We start from the raw sequence: 21,661 nt of genomic DNA, 5'->3' as shown, positions 1-21,661 counted from the left end.
TATTATATTTTGCTATAATGGAAGTATGAACGAAGAACAATTATTAAAAACAGGAGAGCGAATTAACCAACTCTTCTCTACTGACATCAAAATTATTCAAAATAGTGAGGTTTTCAGCTATTCAGTGGATAGTGTACTTTTGTCACGCTTTCCTCGTTTTCCGAAAAATGGTTTGATAGTAGATTTCTGTGCGGGCAATGGAGCTGTTGGACTGTTTGCCAGTAGCCGAACCAAGGCTAAAATTCTATCTGTAGAAATTCAGGAACGTCTTGCTGATATGGCTGAACGATCAGTACGTTTAAATGGGCTGGACGGACAGATGCAGGTCATCTGTGATGATTTGAAAAATATGCCAAGTCACATTCAGGGGAGTAAGGTTGATTTGATTTTATGCAATCCGCCTTATTTTAAAGTGGATCCAAATTCTAATCTGAACGAAAGTGAGCATTACCTTTTAGCTCGGCATGAAATTACAACCAATCTTAAGGAAATCTGTCGTAGTGCCCAGAGTATTCTCAAATCAAATGGGCGGTTAGCTATGGTTCATCGTCCTGATCGATTATTAGATATCTTAGCTACGCTCCAACAGCATAATCTGGCTCCAAAACGTCTGCAATTTGTTTACCCTAAACGGGAGAAGGAAGCCAATATGCTTTTGATTGAGGCTATTAAGGACGGCTCCACTAGTGGTTTTAAGGTTTTACCACCACTCATTGTTCATAATAGTGATGGTACTTATACACCAGAAATTCAAGAGATTTACTATGGATCATAAGGCTTATATGTATGTGGTAGAGTGCCGTGATGGTTCCTACTATACAGGCTATACAACAGATGTGAAGAAAAGAATTACCGTGCACAATAGCGGTAAAGGAGCCAAGTATACACGAGCTCGCTTGCCAGTAAAACTCATCTTTGCGGAAGGTTTTGACAGCAAGGAAGAGGCCATGTCTGCTGAAGCTTTTTTCAAGCGCAAGACACGCATGCAAAAAGAACATTATATTAAAGAGTGTCAAAATAAAAATTTAGTCGATGCTTTTGATATGTAATGAGGAGTCCTTTGGCTCCTCTTATTTTTGTCAAAAATTGAAAAAAATGCTACAATAAAGAGAATAAAGAAACGAGGTATTATCATGTCTAAGATTCTAGTATTTGGTCACCAAAATCCAGACTCAGATGCTATTGGTTCATCTGTAGCTTTTGCTTACCTTGCAAAAGAAGCTTACGGTTTGGATACAGAAGCGGTTGCTCTTGGAACTCCAAATGAAGAAACAGCTTTCGTCTTGAACTATTTTGGTGTAGAAGCACCGCGCGTGATCACATCTGCTAAAGCAGAAGATGCAGAGCAAGTCATCTTAACAGACCACAATGAATTCCAACAATCTGTTTCAGATATCGCTGAAGTAGAAGTTTACGGTGTGGTGGACCACCATCGTGTGTCTAACTTTGAAACTGCCAGCCCACTTTACATGCGTTTGGAACCAGTTGGATCAGCATCATCTATCGTTTACCGCATGTTCAAAGAACACGGTGTAGCTGTTCCAAAAGAAATCGCAGGTTTGATGCTATCAGGTTTGATTTCAGATACTCTTCTTTTGAAATCTCCAACCACTCACCCATCAGATAAAGTCATTGCTCTTGAATTGGCTGAATTGGCTGGTGTGAACTTGGAAGTATACGGTCTTGCCATGCTCAAGGCTGGTACAAACTTGGCAAGCAAATCTGCTGAAGAATTGATTGATATCGATGCCAAGACATTTGAACTCAACGGAAACAATGTTCGTGTGGCTCAAGTGAATACAGTTGATATTGCTGAAGTCTTGGACCGCCAAGCTGAAATCGAAGCAGCCATCCAAGCCGCAAATGCAGCTAACGGCTACTCTGACTTTGTCTTGATGATTACAGACATCGTCAACTCAAACTCAGAAATTTTGGCTCTTGGTGCTAATATGGACAAGGTAGAAGCAGCTTTCAACTTCAAACTTGAAAACAACCACGCTTTCCTTCCAGGTGCTGTTTCACGTAAGAAACAAGTGGTACCACAATTGACTGAAAGCTTTAATGCATAATCATAGATGGGGAAGCCCATTGTTAAAAAGGAGTTTCGACTCCTTTTTTTCTAGGAGAGAAAGATGTTAGAAAATGGCGATTTGATTTTTGTGAGAGAAGATACAGAAATGGGGCAGGCTATCCAGGAATCTACTGGTCACTATAGCCATGTGGCCATCTTTTTGGACGGACAGGTCTATCATGCTACGGTGGAAGGTGGCGTCCTTGCCCAGACTCCTGAGGAATTCTTTGAACACGGGAAAGTATATGACCTTTATCATTATGAGCAGATTGATTGTACAGAGGTCAAAAGGCGAGCAGAGAGTCTTTTAGGGGCTCCCTACAATGCTTCCTTTTACCCAGATGGAGATGGTTTCTATTGTTCCCAGTTTGTAGCAGAAATCCTCCCTATTTTTGAGACCATTCCCATGAAGTTTGGTGATGATACACAGGAAATCAGTGATTTCTGGAGAGAATATTATCGAGAGTTGGGGCTTCCTGTGCCTCTGAATCAGCCTGGCACTAACCCGAGTCAATTAGCGGCCTCTCCATTTTTAGTTTGTAAAGAAAGGAATCTTCATGATTCAGATTTTTAATCCATCTCGTTTGACACGACAACCATTCTTTAGAGATTTGGTTGACTATCTTGATCAGCACGACGATGTGATTCTGCGGCAAATCAAGGCTCAATTTCCAGATCAACCAGTGGATAAGTTGATGGAAGAATATATTAAGGCTGGCTTGATTTTACGAGAGAACAAACGCTATTATCTCAATCTTCCCTTTCTAGAGTCTACGGAATCTCTTGAATTGGATCAAGAAGTCTTTGTAAGAGATGATAGTCCCATCTATCAAGAAATATTGGAGAAAGATTTTCAGACTGAATTGCGCAATCAAACCAATGCAGCTATCCTAGAAGAGTATACGGATTTTGCTCGGGAAAAGATGACCTTGTCTAATTACTTTTATAAAGTTAAGCACCAGTATCCGCTGACAGAAGATCAGCAGAAACTCTATGCTGTTTTGGGGGATGTCAACCCTGAGTATGCTCTCAAATATATGACAACCTTTTTGCTTAAATTTCTCAAAAAAGACCAGCTTATGCAGAAACGTCGTGATATCTTTGTCGATAGTTTAGTTTTGTTAGGCTACATCGTTCAAAATGAAGAGGGGAAATATGAGTTAGCTGTAGAATTTGACAAAGAAAGACTCATATTTATAAAAAAATAAAGGCTAGGAAATTCCCTAGCCTTCTTTAAGTTCTTATAGAAAACGTTCTGCGATAGCTGCATCTCCAGCGTAGTCTTCCTTCTTGCCTTGGACGATTTGATAGCAATCAGCTCCTTTACCAGCGATAATCACAGCATCCAGTTCTTGATCTGTAACAGACATCGCAGCCTTGATAGCTAGCTCACGGTCAGCAATCTTTTCAACAGGACGATGGATGTAGCTGCTAATTTCATCAGCAATGGCCATTGGATCTTCATAGTTTGGATCGTCAGCCGTTAGAAATACTTGAATTTCAGGATGTTGATCGAGCAGAAGTCCAAAGTCCTTACGACGGCTTTCTCCCTTGTTTCCTGTTGATCCGAGTACTAAAGCAATCTTTCCAGTCTGATGTGTTTCAACGACTGAGATCAATTTCTTCAAGCTATCACCATTATGGGCGTAGTCGATGAAAACTTTTGCGCCATTTTTCTGAGTGAGAACTTCCATACGGCCAGGAACGCGTGTTGCAGCAATCCCTTTTTTGATGTCTTCAAGACTAGCACCTAAACGAAGGCAGGCAAGTCCTGCAGCGACTGCATTTTCTTGGTTGAAATATCCAATCAACTGGATATCATAATCGCCAGCTAATTTACCAGTAGCTGAGAAGCTAAAGGCTTTGGAGTTCTCGATTTGGTTACTTGACTGGCTACCGTAGAAGTCATGATCTTGGTTCTCAACTTGTTCTTTTAAGACAGAGAAGTGGTCCATATCGCTATTAATGACAACTGCTCGGCTATTTTTCATCAAGAGACGCTTGTGGTAGAAGTAGTCTTCAAAGGTTGGATGCTCAATAGGACCAATATGGTCAGGACTGATATTTAGGAACACACCTACATCAAAAGTAAGACCGTAAACTCGTTTCACCAAGTAGGCTTGACTGGAAACTTCCATAATCAGGTGGCTTCTTCCATTATCAACTGCCTGCGCCATCATATCAAAGAGGTCGATGCTTTCAGGTGTTGTCAGAGCAGACTTGAAGAAAGTTTTTCCGTCCAAAGTCGTATTCATAGTTGATAACATAGCAGGACGATGTTGCTGATTTAAGATATTGTAGGCGAAGTATGCCGCTGTTGTTTTTCCTTTGGTACCAGTGAAAGCGAGAAGTTTTAGTTTTTCCTGCGGATTGCCATAAAATTCCATGGCAATCAAACTCATAGCCTTCTTAATGTCGCTAACAACGATGACAGGAATGCCTACTTCATAATCCTGCTCCGCTACATACCAACCGAGTCCTTGTGAGATTGCTGAAAGAAGAAATTCCTTCTTGAAAGCAGCTCCCTTAACAAAAAATAGGCTATTATCTTTTGCTTTTCGGCTATCGTAGCAGATGCTATCAAAAGTTACATCATTAAAATTATAGTGGTAATGTCCTTGGTCGATAATCTCACGGAAGAGATCGTCTTTCTTTAAAATATCTAATACGGTTTCAATCTTTATCATACTTTCTATTGTAAACTGAAAGTCTGAATTTTACAAGTAACAAGGAAAAGTTTATAATGGAAGATAAGGAACTTTTCCTAGTGATTAAAATTGAATGAGGAAGTTATGTCTAACGAAAATAATCATCAGCAGGCCCAGATGTTACGCGGGACTGCTTGGCTTACAGCTAGTAACTTTATCAGTCGCCTGCTCGGGGCTATTTACATTATCCCTTGGTATATTTGGATGGGAACATATGCTGCTAAGGCTAATGGTCTCTTTACCATGGGTTACAATATCTATGCTTGGTTCTTGTTGATTTCGACAGCAGGTATCCCAGTGGCGGTCGCAAAGCAGGTCGCTAAATACAATACCATGCATGAGGAAGAGCATAGTTTTGCCCTGATTCGAAGTTTCTTGGGCTTTATGACTGTGCTAGGACTTGCCTTTGCCTTGATCTTATACCTCTTTGCACCTTGGTTGGCGGACCTTTCCGGAGTCGGTAAGGACTTAATTCCAATTATGCAAAGTTTAGCGTGGGCTGTCTTGATATTCCCATCTATGAGTGTTATCCGTGGATTTTTCCAAGGGATGAATAATCTTAAACCTTATGCCATGAGTCAAATTGCTGAGCAGGTTATCCGTGTCATTTGGATGCTCTTAGCAACCTTTATCATCATGAAGCTCGGTTCAAAGGATTATCTATCAGCTGTTACCCAATCTACCTTTGCAGCTTTTGTGGGAATGGTAGCTAGTTTTGCAGTCTTACTTTATTTCCTTTATAAGGAAGGATTGCTCCAAAAAGTTTTTGAAACACGAGATAAGATTGACAGTAAGAGTCTTTTGGTTGATACGATTAAGGAAGCAATTCCTTTTATCTTGACTGGTTCGGCTATTCAGCTTTTCCAAATCTTGGACCAAATGACCTTTATCAATAGCATGAAGTGGTTTACCAACTATAGTAATGAAGACTTAGTTGTCATGTTTTCTTATTTCTCTGCCAATCCTAATAAAATCACTATGATTTTGATTTCGGTTGGAGTTTCGATTGGTAGTGTTGGTCTGCCTCTCTTGACTGAGAACTATGTCAAAGGGGATTTGCCAGCGGCTTCTCGTCTAGTTCAAGATAGTATCACCATGCTCTTCCTATTCCTCTTACCAGCAACGGTTGGTGTAGTTATGGTAGGTGAACCCCTCTATACAGTCTTTTACGGTAAGCCAGATGGCTTGGCTATGGGTTTGTTTGTCTTTGCAGTCTTGCAGTCAACAATTCTAGGTTTGTACATGGTTTTGTCGCCGATGCTTCAGGCGATGTTTCGTAACCGCAAAGCAGTCTTGTATTTTGTATATGGTTCTATCGCCAAAATTATTCTTCAAATACCATCAATAGCGATATTCCATAGTTATGGCCCTTTAATTTCAACAACAATCGGACTCATTATTCCAAATGTTTTGATGTACCGTGATATATGTGAGGTGACAGGTGCGCGTCGAAAGATTATTCTGAAGAGAACAATCTTAGTTACTATTTTGACTCTAGTTATGTTTATTCTAGTAGGACTCTTGCAATGGATTATTGGATTTGTCTTCCAACCAACTGGACGTTTCTGGAGTTTCCTATATGTCGCCTTAATTGGTACAATCGGTGGCGGGCTTTACGGAGTTATGTGTCTCTATACTCGTCTCTTGGATAAGGTTATTGGACAGGAAAAAGCCAATCAGTTACGAGCACGATTAAAATTATCATAAAAATTTATAAATAAAATGAATAATTTGAACTTTTCTATCCGAAAAAGTTTAAATTGTTCATTTTTTTATTTAAAAAATAGGATAAAATATAAAATTAGTAGAAAAAAATCTATAATTTGGTAAAAATTAGATAAAATCACTTGACTAAAAAAAACAATAGCTGTATAATGATACAAATATTTAAATTTGGAGGTTCTGTTTATGAAAAAGTCTAAGGCAAAATATCTGACGTTAGCAGGCGTTGTCCTAAGTGCAGGTCTGCTATTGGCGGCTTGTAGCAACTCAGCTAGTTCTACTAAAACATACAACTATGTATATAGTAGCGATCCATCTAGTCTAAACTATCTCTTAGAGAATCGTGCAACAACAGGTGATGTTGTGACAAACTTGGTAGATGGTTTGATGGAAAATGACCAGTATGGAAATTATATTCCTTCATTGGCAGAAGATTGGACTGTATCCCAAGATGGTTTGACTTATACTTACAAACTTCGTAAGGACGCCAAATGGTATACAGCAGATGGTGAAGAGTATGCACCAGTGACAGCACAAGATTTTGTGACAGGATTGAAATATGCTGCGGATAAAAAATCTGAAGCTCTCTATCTAGTTCAAGATTCTGTTGCTGGCTTGGATGACTATATCAACGGAAAAACAACAGACTTTTCAACAGTTGGTGTAAAGGCTATTGACGACCAAACTGTCCAATATACCTTGACTCACCCAGAAACTTACTGGAACTCAAAAACAACTGCGACTATTCTGTTTCCAGTAAATGCAGACTTCTTGAACTCAAAAGGGGATGATTTCGGTAAAGTGGATCCAGCAAATATTTTGTATAATGGTCCATTTATTCTCAAATCATTCACATCTAAATCTGTCATGGAATACAAGAAAAATCCAAATTACTGGGATGCAAAAAATGTATTCGTAGATGAAGTGAAGTTGACTTACTACGATGGAAGCGACCAAGATGCCTTGGCACGTAACTTCATGGAAGGAGTATACAGCTACGCACGTCTCTATCCAAATAGTTCGAGCTTTGAAGGAATTAAGGAAAAGAATAAAGATAATATTATTTACAGCATGCAAGATGCGACATCCTACTATTATAACTTTAACCTAGATAGACAATCTTATAACCATACTTCAAAAACAACTGATGCTGAAAAGACAGCCCAACAAGAAGCAGTTTTGAATAAATCATTCCGTCAGGCTATCAACTTTGCCTATGACCGTACTGCTTATGGTGCCCAATCTCAAGGGGAAGATGGAGCAACTAAGATTATCAGAAACTTGCTCGTTCCACCATCATTTGTAACACTTGATGGTAAAGATTTTGGTGATGTCGTAGCTTCTAAGGTGGTCAATTACGGTCAAGTATGGCAAAATATGAACTTCGCTGATGCCCAAGATGCTTACTACAATGCCGATAAGGCCAAAGAAGTCTTTGCTCAAGCCAAGAAAGAATTGGAAGCCAAAGGTGTTCAATTCCCAATTCACCTGGATTTACCGGTTGACCAAACCTTTAAGAAGGGGGTGTTAGAGGCAAGTTCTTTCAAACAGTCTATTGAATCTGTTCTAGGTGCAGATAATGTCGTTATCGATATTCAAATGCTGACTACTGAGGAAATGGATAGTATTGGTTATCTAGCGAATACAGCTGCACAAAAAGACTATGACCTTTATAACGGTGGTTGGGGACCAGACTACCAAGACCCATCAACTTACCTCGATACTCTTAGCTTAACAAGTGGTGGCTCACTACAAAACCTCGGTTTGGAACCAGGAGCAACCAATGCTAAAGCAACAGCTGTTGGTTTGGATGTCTATACTAAGATGTTGGAAGAAGCCAATGCTGAACAAGATTTGAACAAACGTTATGATAAATACGCTGAAGCACAAGCTTGGTTGGTGGATAGCTCTCTAGCAATTCCAAACGTTTCTAAAGGTGGAACACCTACATTGAGAAAAACAGTTCCATTCTCTGCCGCCTTCTCTCAAGCTGGTAATAAGGGTGTTGAATCCTACAAATACGTGAAATTGCAAGATAAGATTGTCACAACAGCTGAGTATGAAGAAGCTAGACAAAAATGGCTGAAAGAAAAAGAAGAATCTAATAAAAAAGCCCAAGAAGATTTTGCTAAACACGTTAAGTAATCAGTCTATTCAACAGGAAAAACGATAGTTTCTCAGGAAGTTATCGTTTTTATATAGTTTGAAACTATAACTAGCTCTTGAAAACAAGAAAACGAAGGATCCAAAATAAGTGGTACAATAGTTACTATAGATTTGGAGGTAAAGTATGAGCAAATCATTTCACATCAACACAATTTTAGCCCAAGCAGGTATCAAGTCAGATAAAGCGACAGGTGCTTTGGTTACACCTATTCACTTTTCAACGACCTATCAACATCCAGAATTTGGTCAATCAACTGGATTTGACTATACCCGCACCAAAAACCCAACTCGTAGCAAGGCAGAGGAAGTTTTGGCAGCTATTGAATCAGCCAAGTATGCTTTGGCGACTAGTTCAGGTATGTCTGCGATTGTGTTAGCCTTTAGCGTTTTTCAAGTAGGAAGCAAGGTTTTGGCTGTCCGTGACCTTTACGGTGGCTCTTTCCGCTGGTTCAATCAAGTGGAGCAGGAAGGACGTTTCCACTTTACCTATGCAAACACAGAAGAAGAGCTAATTGCCGAGCTAGAAAAGGATGTGGATGTACTTTATATCGAAACACCAACCAACCCTTTGATGTTGGAATTTGATATTGAAAAATTGTCAAAATTAGCTCATGCTAAGGGTGCTAAAGTTGTCGTCGACAATACCTTCTATAGCCCGATTTACCAACGTCCAATTGAAGATGGAGCAGATATTGTCCTTCATTCAGCGACAAAATACCTTGCAGGCCATAATGATGTTCTAGCTGGTGTAGTTGTGACAGATAATGCTGATTTGTACGAAAAACTCTTTTACAATCTCAACACGACAGGGGCTGTTTTGTCACCATTTGATAGTTATCAATTGATTCGTGGTCTTAAAACATTGTCACTTCGTATGGAGCGCTCAACAGCTAATGCTCAAGAAATCGTAGCCTTTTTGGAACAATCACCTGCAGTCAAAGAAGTTTTGTATACAGGTCGTGGGGGAATGATTTCCTTTAAAGTGGCAGATGAAAAACGTATCCCTCATATCTTAAATACTTTGAAAGTATTCTCTTTTGCTGAAAGTCTGGGTGGTGTTGAAAGTCTAATTACCTACCCAACCACTCAAACGCATGCAGACATTCCTGCAGAGGTTCGTCATTCTTATGGACTGACCGATGACCTTTTACGCTTGTCTATTGGTATTGAGGATGCTAGAGACTTGATTGAAGATTTGCGTCAAGCTTTGGAAGGATAAGACTATGGGGAAATATGATTTTACGACTTTGCCCAATCGTTTTGGACATCATACCTACAAATGGAAAGAAGCAGAGACTGACCGTCAAGTATTGCCGGCCTGGATTGCTGACATGGACTTTGAAGTCTTACCTGAGATTCGTCAGACTGTCCATGACTATGCTGAGCAATTAGTCTATGGCTATACCTATGCTAGTGATGGCTTGATTGAAGCCGTTCAAAACTGGGAGGAAAAACATCATGGTTATCGCTTTGATAAGGATGCTCTTGTCTTTATCGAAGGGGTAGTGCCAGCTATTTCAACAGCCATTCAAGCCTTTACTAAAGAAGGTGAAGCGGTTCTGATTAACACACCGGTTTATCCTCCTTTTGCTCGAAGTATTAAGCTCAATAATCGTAGACTAATCACCAACTCTCTAGTAGAAAAAGACGGGCTTTTTGAGATTGACTTTGAGCAATTGGAGAAAGACTTTGTCGAAGAAGATGTGAAACTCTACGTTCTCTGCAATCCTCATAATCCTGGTGGACGCGTTTGGGAGAAAGAAGTTTTAGAAAAGATTGGGCAACTTTGTCAAAAACATGGAGTCTTGCTAGTATCTGACGAGATTCACCAAGATTTAGCTCTATTTGGAAATAAGCACCAGTCATTCAACACGGTAAACGAAGATTTTAAAGAATTTTCACTGATTTTAAGCAGTGCTACCAAGACCTTTAACATTGCTGGGACGAAGAATTCCTACGCTATTATCGAAAATCCTAAGTTGAGACTTGCTTTCCAAAAGCGCCAGCTGGCTAATAATCAACATGAAATCTCAGGTTTGGGTTATTTGGCAACAGAAACTGCCTATCGATATGGTGAAGATTGGTTGACAGAACTCAAAGAACTGATTGAGAAACACATCAATTATGTAGTGGATGTATTTGGCAAAGAAACTAAAATCAAGGTCATGAAACCTCAAGGGACCTATCTCATTTGGCTTGATTTTTCAGCCTATGATATTAGCGATGAAGAGCTAAGAAAGCTTTTAAGAGACGAAGCCAAAGTTATCCTGAACAGGGGCTTGGACTTTGGTGAAGAAGGAGCCCTCCACGCTCGTCTCAATGTAGCCATGCCAACATCTATTTTGGAAGAAGTCTGCCAACGAATCATTGCCACTTTTTCAAATCTTTAAAAACTAGCCTTTTAGGAGAAAAGTCTTCCTAGAAGGCTATTTTCATAGGCGAAAATATGGTATAATTAAGAGATAAAGTAAAGGGGAAATTATGGCTAAATTGATTCCAGGAAAGCTTCGAATGGAGGGAGTGGAACTCTACGAAACTGGTCAGATTGAAATCATTAAAGAACAAGACCATCGCATCTATGCGCGTGTAGCGGAAGAAGAAATTCGTTATAGTTTAGACGATGACTTGATTTTTTGTGCATGTGATTTTTTCAAAAAAAGAGGTTACTGTGTTCATTTAGCAGCTCTAGAATATTACTTGAAAAATGATCAACTAGGACAAGAAATTGTACTCAATCTGGAGGCTAATCAGGAAGAGAAGGAAACTGTTGAGACACAGGTGACTTTCGGAGGAGAATTCTTGAAGTCTATCCAAGTTCCGCGTCAATCCAACATCTATCGGCTTTCTGCTCAAGGGCAGGTGGAAGCAGGAACCAATCGCATTATCTGGACCTTAAGAATTGGTCTTTCTCAACAAGACAAATTTTATGTGATTAGGGATATCCCTCTTTTCTTAAAAGTCATAGAGTTTTCCAAACCTTACATGATAGGAAAGCATTATGAGACTTCATTAAGACTTGAACAATTTGATAAAGCCAGTCAAGAAGTTTTGAATTTTTTACTTGGATTAGTTGAGGAGAAAACAGACAATTCTATTTTTTTCCCAAATCAAGGACGACATCTCTATTTCCCTAAAACCTTTTTTGAGCAGGGGGCTAGTCTACTGATGGGATTAGAAGCCTTTCAGTTTGACCACCAACTTTCGAGTTATCATCATCTTCTCTTCCAAGACTTTGATGGCCAAGCAAGTTTGTTTTCATTTAGAATTGAAGAAAAATCCAACTATTTTGAAATGGAGATTTTCGAACAGACAGGGCTTAATTTCTTTTACAGGGGACAAGTATTATTCTACAAAGGGAATTTTTTCCTGATGACGAAAAAACAGGCTAGTTTATTAGATGCGCTTAGAAAAGTTCCTTTAGATAATGGTGGCAGAAAGATCTTACAGTTTGATACTTGTGATCGAGATCTTTTAGCTTCGACCTTGTCACAGTTTAAATGCCTAGGAAAAGTAGAAGCTCCTGATTCACTACAAATCCAATCCTTCCGTCCGTCTTTTTACATGGAACGAGAAGAGAATGGTTCTATTCGATTAGATATGCAATTTCAATATGAAACTTACCTAGTAACCAATCGTAATGAACTAGAGAACCTCCCTTTTGCTAGTGACATTCAATTGGAAAAACAGATTTTTCAGTTGGCCTTATCTGCTGGGTTTGAAGCGGATTTTCGTTCGTGGCGTCAAAGTTTGAAAGCTGAAGCAGTCCATGCTTTCTTTCAGGAAGTTTTACCAGCATTTTCAGTGCTTGGAGAATTAAAGATTTCGGAGAGCATGCAAGATCTTTATCAGATTCAAAAACCTCAAGTTCAGATATCATCCAAGGGAAGTCTTTTAGAAATTCAATTTGATTTTCAGGATATTGATCCAGAAGAAATCAATCGAGCAATGAAAGCTCTCGTTGCCAAGCAGGACTATTATATTAGCTCGTCTGATCAGGTCTATTATTTTGATGAACAGACAAAACGTATTCGACAAGATTTAGAAGACTTAAGAATTGATGAGATAGAGAGTGCTGCTTTTCAGGCTCGCAAGTCTTTGGCTTATACCTTATCTCATCTGTTTAAGGACCAGGACCAGGTTACTTTTACTGATGAATTTCGTCATTTGGCGCATCATTTAACGCATCCAGAGGATTTTCCAATGAAACCTCTGAATATCAAAGCAGATCTCAGAGACTATCAGAAAAAGGGGATTCAATGGCTTCAGATGTTAGACCATTATGGATTTGGTGGAATTTTAGCTGATGATATGGGACTTGGAAAAACCTTACAAGCCATCGCCTTTTTAAGTAGCCAACTTCAGGAGTATAGCCGTGTCTTGATTCTTGCTCCATCTGGTCTCATCTATAATTGGGCTGATGAATTTAAAAAATTTGCACCGAATTTGGATGTGGCTGTCGTACATGGATTGAAACCTTATCGCGAGACTATTTTAGCAGAAAAACATCAGGTCTATGTAACCAGTTATGCCACTTTCCGTCAGGATAGTGAAATCTATCGAAGTTTATCTTTTGATTTTCTATTTCTAGATGAAGCCCAAGTGATGAAAAATGCCCAAACCAAAATTGCTAAGATTTTGAGAAAGTTTGTGGTTCCATCAGTTTTTGCCCTTTCCGGAACACCAATTGAAAATAATCTAGGGGAATTATGGTCTATCTTTCAGATTGTATTGCCAGGACTTTTGCCAGCAAAAAAAGACTTTATGAAATTGCCTGCTGAGAGAGTGGCACAGTTTATCAAACCATTTGTCATGCGTCGAAAAAAAGAGGATGTTCTTACAGAGTTACCTGATCTGATAGAAGTCGTTTATAAAAACGAACTGGAAGACCAGCAAAAAGCTATCTATCTAGCTCAACTTCAACAGATGCAAGAGCGTTTGGGACAAGTGACCGATGCAGAATTTCAACGAAATCGAGTTGAAATTTTAACAGGACTCATGCGACTTCGCCAGATTTGTGATACTCCAGCTCTATTTATGGAAGATTATAAGGGAGATAGCGGGAAGCTTGATAGTTTACGAGATCTGCTAGGTCAAATTGCTGAGGGAAATCATCGTGTACTCATCTTCTCTCAATTTAGGGGAATGCTTGATCGCATCGAAAATGAGTTGCCTCAGCTTGGCTTAACTTCCTTTAAGATTACTGGCTCTACACCATCACAGGAGCGTCAAGAAATGACCAAAGCTTTTAACCAAGGTGAGCGCGATGTGTTTTTGATTTCTCTAAAAGCTGGTGGAGTTGGTCTCAATCTTACTGGTGCGGATACAGTTATTCTGGTAGACTTATGGTGGAATCCGGCAGTTGAATCGCAGGCTATTGGCCGGGCCCACCGTATGGGACAAGACCAAGCTGTTGAGGTGTATCGTCTGGTAACTAGAGGCACAATTGAGGAGAAGATTCAAGAGTTGCAGGAAGAGAAAAAGAATCTGGTCTCAGAAGTATTGGATGGAACAGAGTCTCGTGGAAGTCTCACACTTACTGAAATTCAAGAAATATTAGGAATTTCTGAAGCCAAGACTTGAAAAATCAAGACTTTACGTTATAATGGAGTATTGAAAGGGAATAAAAATGAAACAAGTACGATTTCCAATAGTGTCAGATGATGAGATCATGCTGACAGAGATGCCATTTATGGACTTATATGATGAGTCGGATCTCATTAGTAATATCAAGGGAGATTACCAGGACAGAAACTACTTGGAATGGTCACCAATTACTACCGAAAAAAAGCCACTGGTTCAAGCATCAGATAAGCTACCTGAAAAGAAGGAAAAATCCTATGCTGAACTTGCTCGTGAAGAAGCAAGAGCCGATCTAAAACGGAAACGTTCAGCAAAATATTTGACTCAAGATGTTAGTTTTACGAAACGTTATAAACCTTCAAATAATGTAGTAAGACAGGCAAATCAGCCAACAGCTCCTTTCCAAAAGGAAAATCCTGGGGAGCTAGCAAAATTTAGTGACAAACTAACTCAGAACCATTATATTTTGGCTGAAATGGCTCCTCAGATGCAACAGACAACTAAAGAAGAGCATCTTGGACCAAAGAAAAATAATTATGATTTTTTAAAGAAAAGCCAAATTTATAACAAAAAAGAAAATCAATCAGAAAAAGAACGTAAAATTGCTCAAGAGTTGAACTTGACAAATATGACAGAGTAAAGGGGAAAAAGATGGCAAAAACCTATCATTTTATTGGAATTAAAGGATCAGGGATGAGTGCCTTGGCCTTGATGTTGCACCAAATGGGGCATAAGGTCCAAGGATCTGATGTAGAGAAATATTACTTTACACAAAGAGGCTTAGAGCAAGCAGGGATCAAAATTTTGCCTTTTGATGAGAAGAATCTCCAAGGGGATTTAGAAATCATCGCTGGGAATGCCTTTCGTCCAGACAACAATGTTGAAATTGCTTATGCAGATAAGAACGGACTAAGCTATAAACGTTATCATGAGTTTCTTGGTAGCTTTATGCGTGACTTTATCAGCATGGGTGTTGCCGGAGCACACGGTAAGACTTCAACAACAGGTATGCTTTCTCACGTTTTGTCACACATCACTGATACAAGCTATCTAATTGGAGATGGTACAGGTCGTGGTTCTGAAAATGCTAAGTATTTTGTCTTCGAATCAGACGAGTACGAACGTCATTTCATGCCATATCACCCAGAATACTCTATTATTACTAATATCGACTTTGACCATCCTGACTATTTCACAAGCTTAGAGGATGTCTTCAACGCCTTCAATGATTATGCTAAACAAATCACCAAAGGTTTGTTTGTCTACGGTGAAGATGCTGAGTTGCGTAAGATTACGGCAAATGCCCCAATCTATTATTACGGTTTTGAAGCAGACAACAATGACTTTGTAGCCAGTGATTTGCTTCGTTCTACTACAGGTTCAACCTTCACAGTTCATTTCCGTGGACAAGAGTTGGGTCAATTCCACATTCCAACTTTTGGTCGCCACAACATCATGAATGCAACAGCAGTAATTGGTTTGCTTTATACTGCTGGCTTTGACTTGGATTTGGTGCGTGAACACTTGAATACTTTTGGAGGCGTTAAACGTCGCTTTACAGAAAAGATTGTTAACGATACAGTCATTATCGATGATTTTGCGCATCACCCAACTGAAATCATTGCAACTCTAGATGCTGCACGTCAAAAGTACCCAAGCAAGGAAATTGTTGCTATTTTTCAACCGCATACTTTTACTCGTACAATTGCTTTGTTGGATGATTTTGCACAAGCTTTGAATCAGGCTGACGCAGTTTACCTAGCACAAATCTATGGATCAGCTCGTGAAGTTGACCATGGTGATGTTAAGGTTGAAGATTTAGCAGCTAAGATTGATAAGAAACATCAAGTTATCACTGTTGAAAATGTGTCTCCGCTCTTAGACCATGACAATGCTGTATACGTCTTTATGGGAGCAGGTGACATTCAATCATATGAATACTCATTCGAACGTCTCTTGTCAAATTTGACAAGTAATGTTCAGTAAGGAACACCATGGAATTTCCAATTAAAATAAGGGAAGTTCAGCAATCTGATATCGAGCAGGTTTGCTTGATACAGAAGAGTAGTCAAAACTTCCAAGCAACATTTAATAGAGAAATAATAGAAGAACGTATCCGTAATTTTGCGGATACGTTTCTCTTAGCTAGTTTAGATGATCAGGTGATTGCTTATATTTTAGCGACAGATTTTGCTACATCCTCAGTAAGTAGATGGATAGTAGAGATGGCAGATGGAGAAGCTATTAGTAATGGAAATCTTGTGATTGATGCTTTATCTGTTCATCCGAATTATCAAGGGCAAGGATTTGGAACCTTGTTGCTTGCATCCATGAAACAAGTTGCTCTTCAACAAAATAGTCCAGCTATTTATCTGGTCTGTAAAGATGAATTGCTGTCTTATTTTGAGATGAATGAATTTATAGAGCAAGGAATAGTAGATCTGGGAGTCGGAAATGAAGTTAATTTTCTCATGTGCTGGAAGAATCCCTTTTATCAGGAGGAACTATGATTATTCGACAAGCTAGACTGAGTGATTTAGACCGTATTTTAGAGATTGAACTAGAAAATTTTTCTATTGAAGAAGCCATACCTCGATCTGTCTTTGAAGCACATTTAAAGGAAATAAAAACGAGCTTTCTAGTGGCTGAAAAAGAGGGAGAGATACTCGGTTATATCGAAGGACCAGTAGTCCCTCATCGTTATTTACAAGACCAGTCTTTCACTGAAGAAATAAAAGACCACAGTCGTCAAAAAGGCGGATATATATCTGTGACTTGTCTTTCTATAGCAAAAAAAGCTCAATCTCTAGGGCTAGGGAAAAAACTCCTGACCGCATTGAAAGAAGTGGCTCTTAAGCATGAACGAGAGGGAATCAATCTGACCTGTCATGACTACCTTATTGAATACTATGAGAAGCATGGTTTTGTCAATGAAGGAAAGTCTAAGTCCCAATTTGCGGGAGAAGAATGGTATGATATGGTCTGGGAAAACAAGAATTAGTGAGTAGAAAGGCTTCTAAGGTTGCTTTTCTTTAGTTTTTAAGATATAATATTAAGGATTATCAACAAGGAGGTAAATACCTTTGAGCGAAAATTCAAATGAAGAAAAGTTGAGTTTTAAAGAGCAAATTTTGCGAGATTTAGAACGACTAAAAAAAGAGGCAAATGAAGTTGAACAAACGGATGACCTTTTTTCAACTTTAGCAAAACCTTCTGAAGCAACTTCAGAAAAAAAGGAACCAAGTATTTCGGAAGAGGAGTTGATTGCAAAATCAGTTGCAGCTGTTGATCAATTGATTGATAATGCCCCAACTGTTCCTGAGCGTCCTGTTCTTGTAGAAGAAGTTCCAGAAGAAGCTGCAGAGGAAGTACAAGAAGAAATTCCAGAAGCAGTACGAGAAGAAGTAGTTGAGTCATCTCAATCAATTCCGGAAAAAGAAGAGAATAATTCAATTCCAACTAGAGTTTCAGTTTCTTATCGTGCATTTGATACTGCTCCAGAAAAAGAAACAGTAAACCTTGCGTCACACAAGGAAGAATTGACAAGTCAAGAAGCTACTGAAGAAGCGGACCTTCCTAGAAGAAGTCGGAGAGAGACTGTGAAACCAGCCAAGAAAAAGAAGAAATCCCGCTTAAAAGGATTTTTAGTAACAGTTTTGGTATTATTGATTCTAATTGGTGCTGGTGGATTCTTTGGCCTACGCTATGCTGAATCAGCTCTACAACCAGTAGATCCAAGTTCTAAACAATATATGTCAGTTCAGATTCCAGATGGTGCTAATACTCAAGAAATTGGCTCAGTTTTGGAAAAATCTGGTGTTATTAAGAACGGTTTGGTCTTTACACTTTATGCCAAGTATAAAAACTACACTGGATTGAAGTCTGGTTATTACAACTTGCAAAAGAGTATGAGTGTTGAAGATGTCATTAAAGAGTTGCAAAAGGGTGGTACACCTGAACCTCAGGAAGTTGCTCTTGCAGACTTGACTATTCCTGAGGGCTATACTTTGGAACAAATTGCTCAAACTGTTGGCCAACTTCAAGGTGACTTTAAGGAACCTTTGACAGCGGAAGCATTCTTGGCTAAGGTCCAAGATGAGACCTTTATTGCTCAAGAGGTTGCCAAATATCCAAACTTGCTTGAAAGCTTGCCAGCAAAAGATAGTGGTGTTCGTTACCGTTTAGAAGGTTATCTTTTCCCTGCGACTTATACGATCAAAGAAAGTACAACTGTTGAAAGTTTAATTGATTCAATGCTTGCAGCTATGGATAAGAACCTTTCTTCACACTATGCTGCTATCAAAGAAAAAAATTTGACCGTAAATGAGCTCTTAACAATTGCATCACTTGTTGAGAAAGAAGGAGCAAAAACAGAAGATCGTAAGCTGATTGCAGGAATCTTCTATAACCGCTTAAACCTCGGTATGCCACTTCAAAGTAATATTGCTATCCTTTACGCAGAAGGCAAACTTGGTCAAAACATCAGTCTCTCTGATGATGCAGCCATTGATACATCTATTAATTCACCATACAATGTCTACACAAAAGTAGGTCTAATGCCTGGTCCAGTTGATAGCCCAAGCTTGGATGCTATCGAATCAAGTATCAATCAGACAAAGAGTGAATATCTCTATTTTGTAGCCAATGTTCAAGATGGTAAAGTTTACTATGCAACAACACTAGAAGAACATGATCGTAATGTTCAAGAACATATCAATAGTAAATTACCTCAATCAAATAGCACAAACTAAAATTATGTGGTTTTCCACATAATTTTGCTTTAAAGCATATATTTATTAATTTAATCAAAAGAAAGTTGAGAAAAATGGTAGAAAAAACATATCCAATGACCTTGGAAGAAAAGGAAAAACTCGAAAAAGAATTAGAAGAATTGAAACTAGTACGTCGTCCAGAAGTTGTAGAACGTATCAAGATTGCTCGTTCATATGGTGATTTGTCAGAGAACAGTGAGTATGAAGCAGCGAAAGACGAGCAAGCTTTCGTTGAGGGACAAATCTCAAGTCTAGAGACTAAGATTCGTTACGCAGAAATCGTTAACAGCGATGCCGTTGCAAAAAATGAAGTTGCTATCGGAAAAACTGTAACAATTCAAGAAGTTGGAGAAGACGAAAAGGAAGTATACATTATCGTTGGTTCAGCTGGTGCTGATGCCTTTGCGGGTAAAGTGTCAAATGAAAGCCCAATTGGTCAAGCATTGATTGGTAAGAAAAAAGGTGATGTTGTTACAATCGAAACACCTGCTGGAAGCTATGATGTTAAAATCTTAAAGGTTGAAAAAACCGCTTAATAGGATAAAAAGAAGGAGTGGATTTAGGGAAAGCGTTTTCTATCACTCCTTTTCTTATTTTTTTAAAACTTAAGGAGACTAGATGAATTCAGAAAAAAAGCACAAAAAGAAAAGTAAAATGGAGCGTGGCCTAACCAATCGCCATGTTCAGGTTATGGCCATTGCAGGAACGATTGGTACGGGATTATTTCTTGGGGCTGGTCGGTCTATCAGTTTAACTGGACCTTCGATTGTCTTGGTCTATATGATTACAGGTGGCTTCATGTATCTCATGATGCGTGCTATCGGAGAAATGTTGTATCAAGACCCAGAGCAACACACCTTTATCAATTTTATTACTCGCTATCTTGGAAAGGGCTGGGGATATTTCTCGGTTTGGTCTTATTGGTTATCAGTAGTCTTTATTGGTATGGCTGAGATTACAGCTATTGCTCACTATGTTCAGTTTTGGTTTCCGTCTTGGCCATCTTGGTTGATTCAGGTTGTCTTTTTATCAATTTTAGGATTGGTTAATCTGATTGCAGTTAAAATATTTGGTGAAGTGGAATTTTGGTTTGCCATGATTAAAATCGTTGCTATTCTTGCCATGATTGCGACGGGTATTTTTATGGTCTTGACCGGCTTTGAAACTCCTTATGGATTAGCAAGTCTCGCCAATATTAGTGAGCAATTCTCCCTTTTCCCAAATGGAGGAATGAATTTTGTCATGGCCTTTCAAATGGTTTTCTTTGCTTACTTGATGATTGAATTTATTGGCGTTACAACATCTGAAACCAAAGATCCTCGAAAAGTCTTGCCTAAGGCGGTTAAGGAAATTCCTTTGCGAATTATCTTCTTCTACGGTGGGGCTTTACTTGCAATCATGTCTATTATTCCTTGGCGTGAGCTTTCTGCGACGGATTCACCATTTGTAACGGTATTTGAACTTGTTGGTCTTAAGTGGGCAGCAGCCTTGATTAACTTTGTTGTTTTGACTTCCGCTGCGTCAGCCTTGAATTCAACCCTTTACTCAACAGGTCGTCACTTGTACCAAATTGCCCATGATTCACCAAATCGTTTCTTGAAAGCTATTAAGGCAGATACACTTTCACGCCACAACGTTCCTCAGAATGCTATCATTGCTTCTGCGGTATTGATTGGTCTTGCAGCCTTCATCAATGTACTTCCTGGCGTATCAGATGCCTTTGCTTTGATTACGGCTTCTTCATCAGGTGTTTATATCGCCATCTACATCTTAATCATGGTGGCCCATCTTAAGTATCGCAAGTCAAAAGACTTTATGGCAGATGGCTATCTCATGCCCCAATATCGCTTGCTAAATCCTCTGACTATGCTCTTCTTTATCTTTGTATTTGGAATTCTCTTCTTACAAGAATCAACTGTAATGGGAGCCAGAGGTTCAGCTATCTGGATTGTTGCTTTTGGTATTTATAGCCAATGGAAATTTAGAAAATAAGTTATAAGCTCATCAACTCAGGTTGATGAGCTTTCTAGTTTGACTGCTCTTGGTAATAAGACTATAATGAAGCTATAAGTGTCTTTAGGAGGTTTTGATGCAGGTAAGATTGGAAAATACAGAGTCTCAGAAATCGCAAATTATAGGAGACTTGATTCGCTCCTATAATCGTTCCAAAAGAGAAGTTGCTGAAAGTGAGCCACTAAACCTTTATGTCGAAGATGAACATGGTGAAATCATGGCTGGTTTAGTAGCAGAGACTTTCGGGAATTGGTTAGAAATTGAGTATTTGTTTGTGAAGGAGGACTTGCGAGGACAAGGAATCGGCTCCCAACTATTACAGCAAGCAGAAAGTGAAGCTAAAAAGAGAAACTGTCGCTTTGCTTTTGTGAATACCTATCAGTTTCAAGCGCCAGCCTTTTATCAAAAGCAGGGCTACAAGGAAGTCTTTATCTTAAAAGATTATCCCTACACTGGACAAAGGCACTATTATCAAAAAGATTTGTAAACATAGAACTCTCTATCATGTAAGTGGTAGAGTTTTTTTGTAAAAAAAATCTCACAAAATGACAGATATATATTGCATAATGTAAAATATATGATATAATAAAGTTGAAAAAAGAAGCGCGACTTTTAAAATTAAGGAGGAG

19 protein-coding genes are annotated in these 21,661 nt (G+C 39.0%); 18 read left to right on the top strand and 1 reads right to left on the bottom strand.

Going from position 1 to position 21,661, the window contains the following annotated elements:
- Nucleotides 1–25: 25 nt before the first annotated feature.
- The 5 genes from AB2B47_RS05960 to AB2B47_RS05940 all read left to right on the top strand — a co-directional run bounded on the left by AB2B47_RS05960 (nucleotide 26) and on the right by AB2B47_RS05940 (nucleotide 3,279).
- On the top strand, nucleotides 26–775 hold the full coding sequence (locus tag AB2B47_RS05960; protein WP_006151401.1) for a tRNA1(Val) (adenine(37)-N6)-methyltransferase: 750 nt from the start codon (nucleotides 26–28) through the stop codon (nucleotides 773–775).
- On the top strand, nucleotides 765–1,049 hold the full coding sequence (locus AB2B47_RS05955) for a GIY-YIG nuclease family protein (protein ID WP_006151530.1): 285 nt from the start codon (nucleotides 765–767) through the stop codon (nucleotides 1,047–1,049). Before AB2B47_RS05960 ends, AB2B47_RS05955 begins: the two co-directional genes overlap by 11 nt.
- Before the next feature lie 84 nt (nucleotides 1,050–1,133).
- A complete protein-coding gene (locus AB2B47_RS05950; RefSeq protein ID WP_006151657.1) occupies nucleotides 1,134–2,069 on the top strand; it encodes a manganese-dependent inorganic pyrophosphatase in 936 nt (311 codons plus the stop codon).
- Between the two features lie 63 nt (nucleotides 2,070–2,132).
- Nucleotides 2,133–2,645, top strand: a complete 513-nt coding sequence (locus AB2B47_RS05945; protein ID WP_006151738.1) for a YiiX/YebB-like N1pC/P60 family cysteine hydrolase — start codon at nucleotides 2,133–2,135, stop codon at nucleotides 2,643–2,645.
- Complete coding sequence (locus tag AB2B47_RS05940; RefSeq protein WP_006151924.1) at nucleotides 2,629–3,279, top strand: DUF1803 domain-containing protein; 651 nt, start codon at nucleotides 2,629–2,631, stop codon at nucleotides 3,277–3,279. Before AB2B47_RS05945 ends, AB2B47_RS05940 begins: the two co-directional genes overlap by 17 nt.
- Nucleotides 3,280–3,312: 33 nt before the next feature.
- Here AB2B47_RS05940 and AB2B47_RS05935 read toward each other — a convergent pair whose 3' ends face one another.
- On the bottom strand, nucleotides 3,313–4,758 hold the full coding sequence (locus AB2B47_RS05935; RefSeq protein WP_314944169.1) for a UDP-N-acetylmuramoyl-L-alanyl-D-glutamate--L-lysine ligase: 1,446 nt from the start codon (nucleotides 4,756–4,758) through the stop codon (nucleotides 3,313–3,315).
- Between the two features lie 105 nt (nucleotides 4,759–4,863).
- Between AB2B47_RS05935 and AB2B47_RS05930 the strand changes: the two genes are divergently transcribed.
- From AB2B47_RS05930 to AB2B47_RS05870, 13 genes are all read left to right on the top strand, one after another.
- Complete coding sequence (locus AB2B47_RS05930; protein WP_025170332.1) at nucleotides 4,864–6,486, top strand: putative polysaccharide biosynthesis protein; 1,623 nt, start codon at nucleotides 4,864–4,866, stop codon at nucleotides 6,484–6,486.
- A 201-nt stretch (nucleotides 6,487–6,687) separates the two neighbouring features.
- Entirely contained in the window at nucleotides 6,688–8,646 is a 1,959-nt protein-coding gene (locus tag AB2B47_RS05925) for a peptide ABC transporter substrate-binding protein (RefSeq protein WP_036753553.1), read from the top strand.
- A 145-nt stretch (nucleotides 8,647–8,791) separates the two neighbouring features.
- On the top strand, nucleotides 8,792–9,886 hold the full coding sequence (locus AB2B47_RS05920; RefSeq protein WP_006152220.1) for a cystathionine gamma-synthase: 1,095 nt from the start codon (nucleotides 8,792–8,794) through the stop codon (nucleotides 9,884–9,886).
- Nucleotides 9,887–9,890: 4 nt separating this feature from the next.
- The gene (locus AB2B47_RS05915) at nucleotides 9,891–11,057 is read left to right on the top strand and encodes a MalY/PatB family protein (protein ID WP_320693857.1); all 1,167 of its coding nucleotides are present in this window, start codon (nucleotides 9,891–9,893) and stop codon (nucleotides 11,055–11,057) included.
- Between the two features lie 91 nt (nucleotides 11,058–11,148).
- Nucleotides 11,149–14,247 carry a DEAD/DEAH box helicase gene (locus tag AB2B47_RS05910; protein ID WP_320693856.1) on the top strand — a complete coding sequence of 1,033 codons (3,099 nt, stop codon included), beginning with the start codon at nucleotides 11,149–11,151 and terminating at the stop codon, nucleotides 14,245–14,247.
- Nucleotides 14,248–14,293: 46 nt separating this feature from the next.
- Nucleotides 14,294–14,887: a cystathionine gamma-synthase gene (locus AB2B47_RS05905; protein ID WP_320693855.1), complete on the top strand. Its 594-nt coding sequence runs from the start codon at nucleotides 14,294–14,296 to the stop codon at nucleotides 14,885–14,887.
- Nucleotides 14,888–14,898: 11 nt separating this feature from the next.
- Entirely contained in the window at nucleotides 14,899–16,233 is a 1,335-nt protein-coding gene (gene murC, locus AB2B47_RS05900) for a UDP-N-acetylmuramate--L-alanine ligase (protein ID WP_006151975.1), read from the top strand.
- Between the two features lie 8 nt (nucleotides 16,234–16,241).
- Nucleotides 16,242–16,757 (top strand): GNAT family N-acetyltransferase, encoded by a 516-nt coding sequence (locus AB2B47_RS05895; RefSeq protein ID WP_320693854.1) that lies wholly within the window; start codon nucleotides 16,242–16,244, stop codon nucleotides 16,755–16,757.
- The gene (locus AB2B47_RS05890; RefSeq protein ID WP_320693853.1) at nucleotides 16,754–17,248 is read left to right on the top strand and encodes a GNAT family N-acetyltransferase; all 495 of its coding nucleotides are present in this window, start codon (nucleotides 16,754–16,756) and stop codon (nucleotides 17,246–17,248) included. Before AB2B47_RS05895 ends, AB2B47_RS05890 begins: the two co-directional genes overlap by 4 nt.
- Nucleotides 17,249–17,330: 82 nt before the next feature.
- On the top strand, nucleotides 17,331–18,998 hold the full coding sequence (gene mltG, locus AB2B47_RS05885; protein ID WP_320693852.1) for an endolytic transglycosylase MltG: 1,668 nt from the start codon (nucleotides 17,331–17,333) through the stop codon (nucleotides 18,996–18,998).
- Between the two features lie 74 nt (nucleotides 18,999–19,072).
- Nucleotides 19,073–19,555, top strand: a complete 483-nt coding sequence (greA, locus tag AB2B47_RS05880; protein WP_006148148.1) for a transcription elongation factor GreA — start codon at nucleotides 19,073–19,075, stop codon at nucleotides 19,553–19,555.
- Nucleotides 19,556–19,637: 82 nt separating this feature from the next.
- Nucleotides 19,638–21,011 carry an amino acid permease gene (locus tag AB2B47_RS05875; protein ID WP_006152130.1) on the top strand — a complete coding sequence of 458 codons (1,374 nt, stop codon included), beginning with the start codon at nucleotides 19,638–19,640 and terminating at the stop codon, nucleotides 21,009–21,011.
- Between the two features lie 97 nt (nucleotides 21,012–21,108).
- Complete coding sequence (locus AB2B47_RS05870; protein ID WP_006151711.1) at nucleotides 21,109–21,519, top strand: GNAT family N-acetyltransferase; 411 nt, start codon at nucleotides 21,109–21,111, stop codon at nucleotides 21,517–21,519.
- The last annotated feature ends 142 nt before the right edge of the window (nucleotides 21,520–21,661 follow it).

The sequence above is a fragment of the Streptococcus wuxiensis genome, assembly GCF_040888245.1.
GTDB lineage: Bacteria > Bacillota > Bacilli > Lactobacillales > Streptococcaceae > Streptococcus > Streptococcus wuxiensis.
This window is presented reverse-complemented; position numbering and strand designations above follow the sequence as displayed.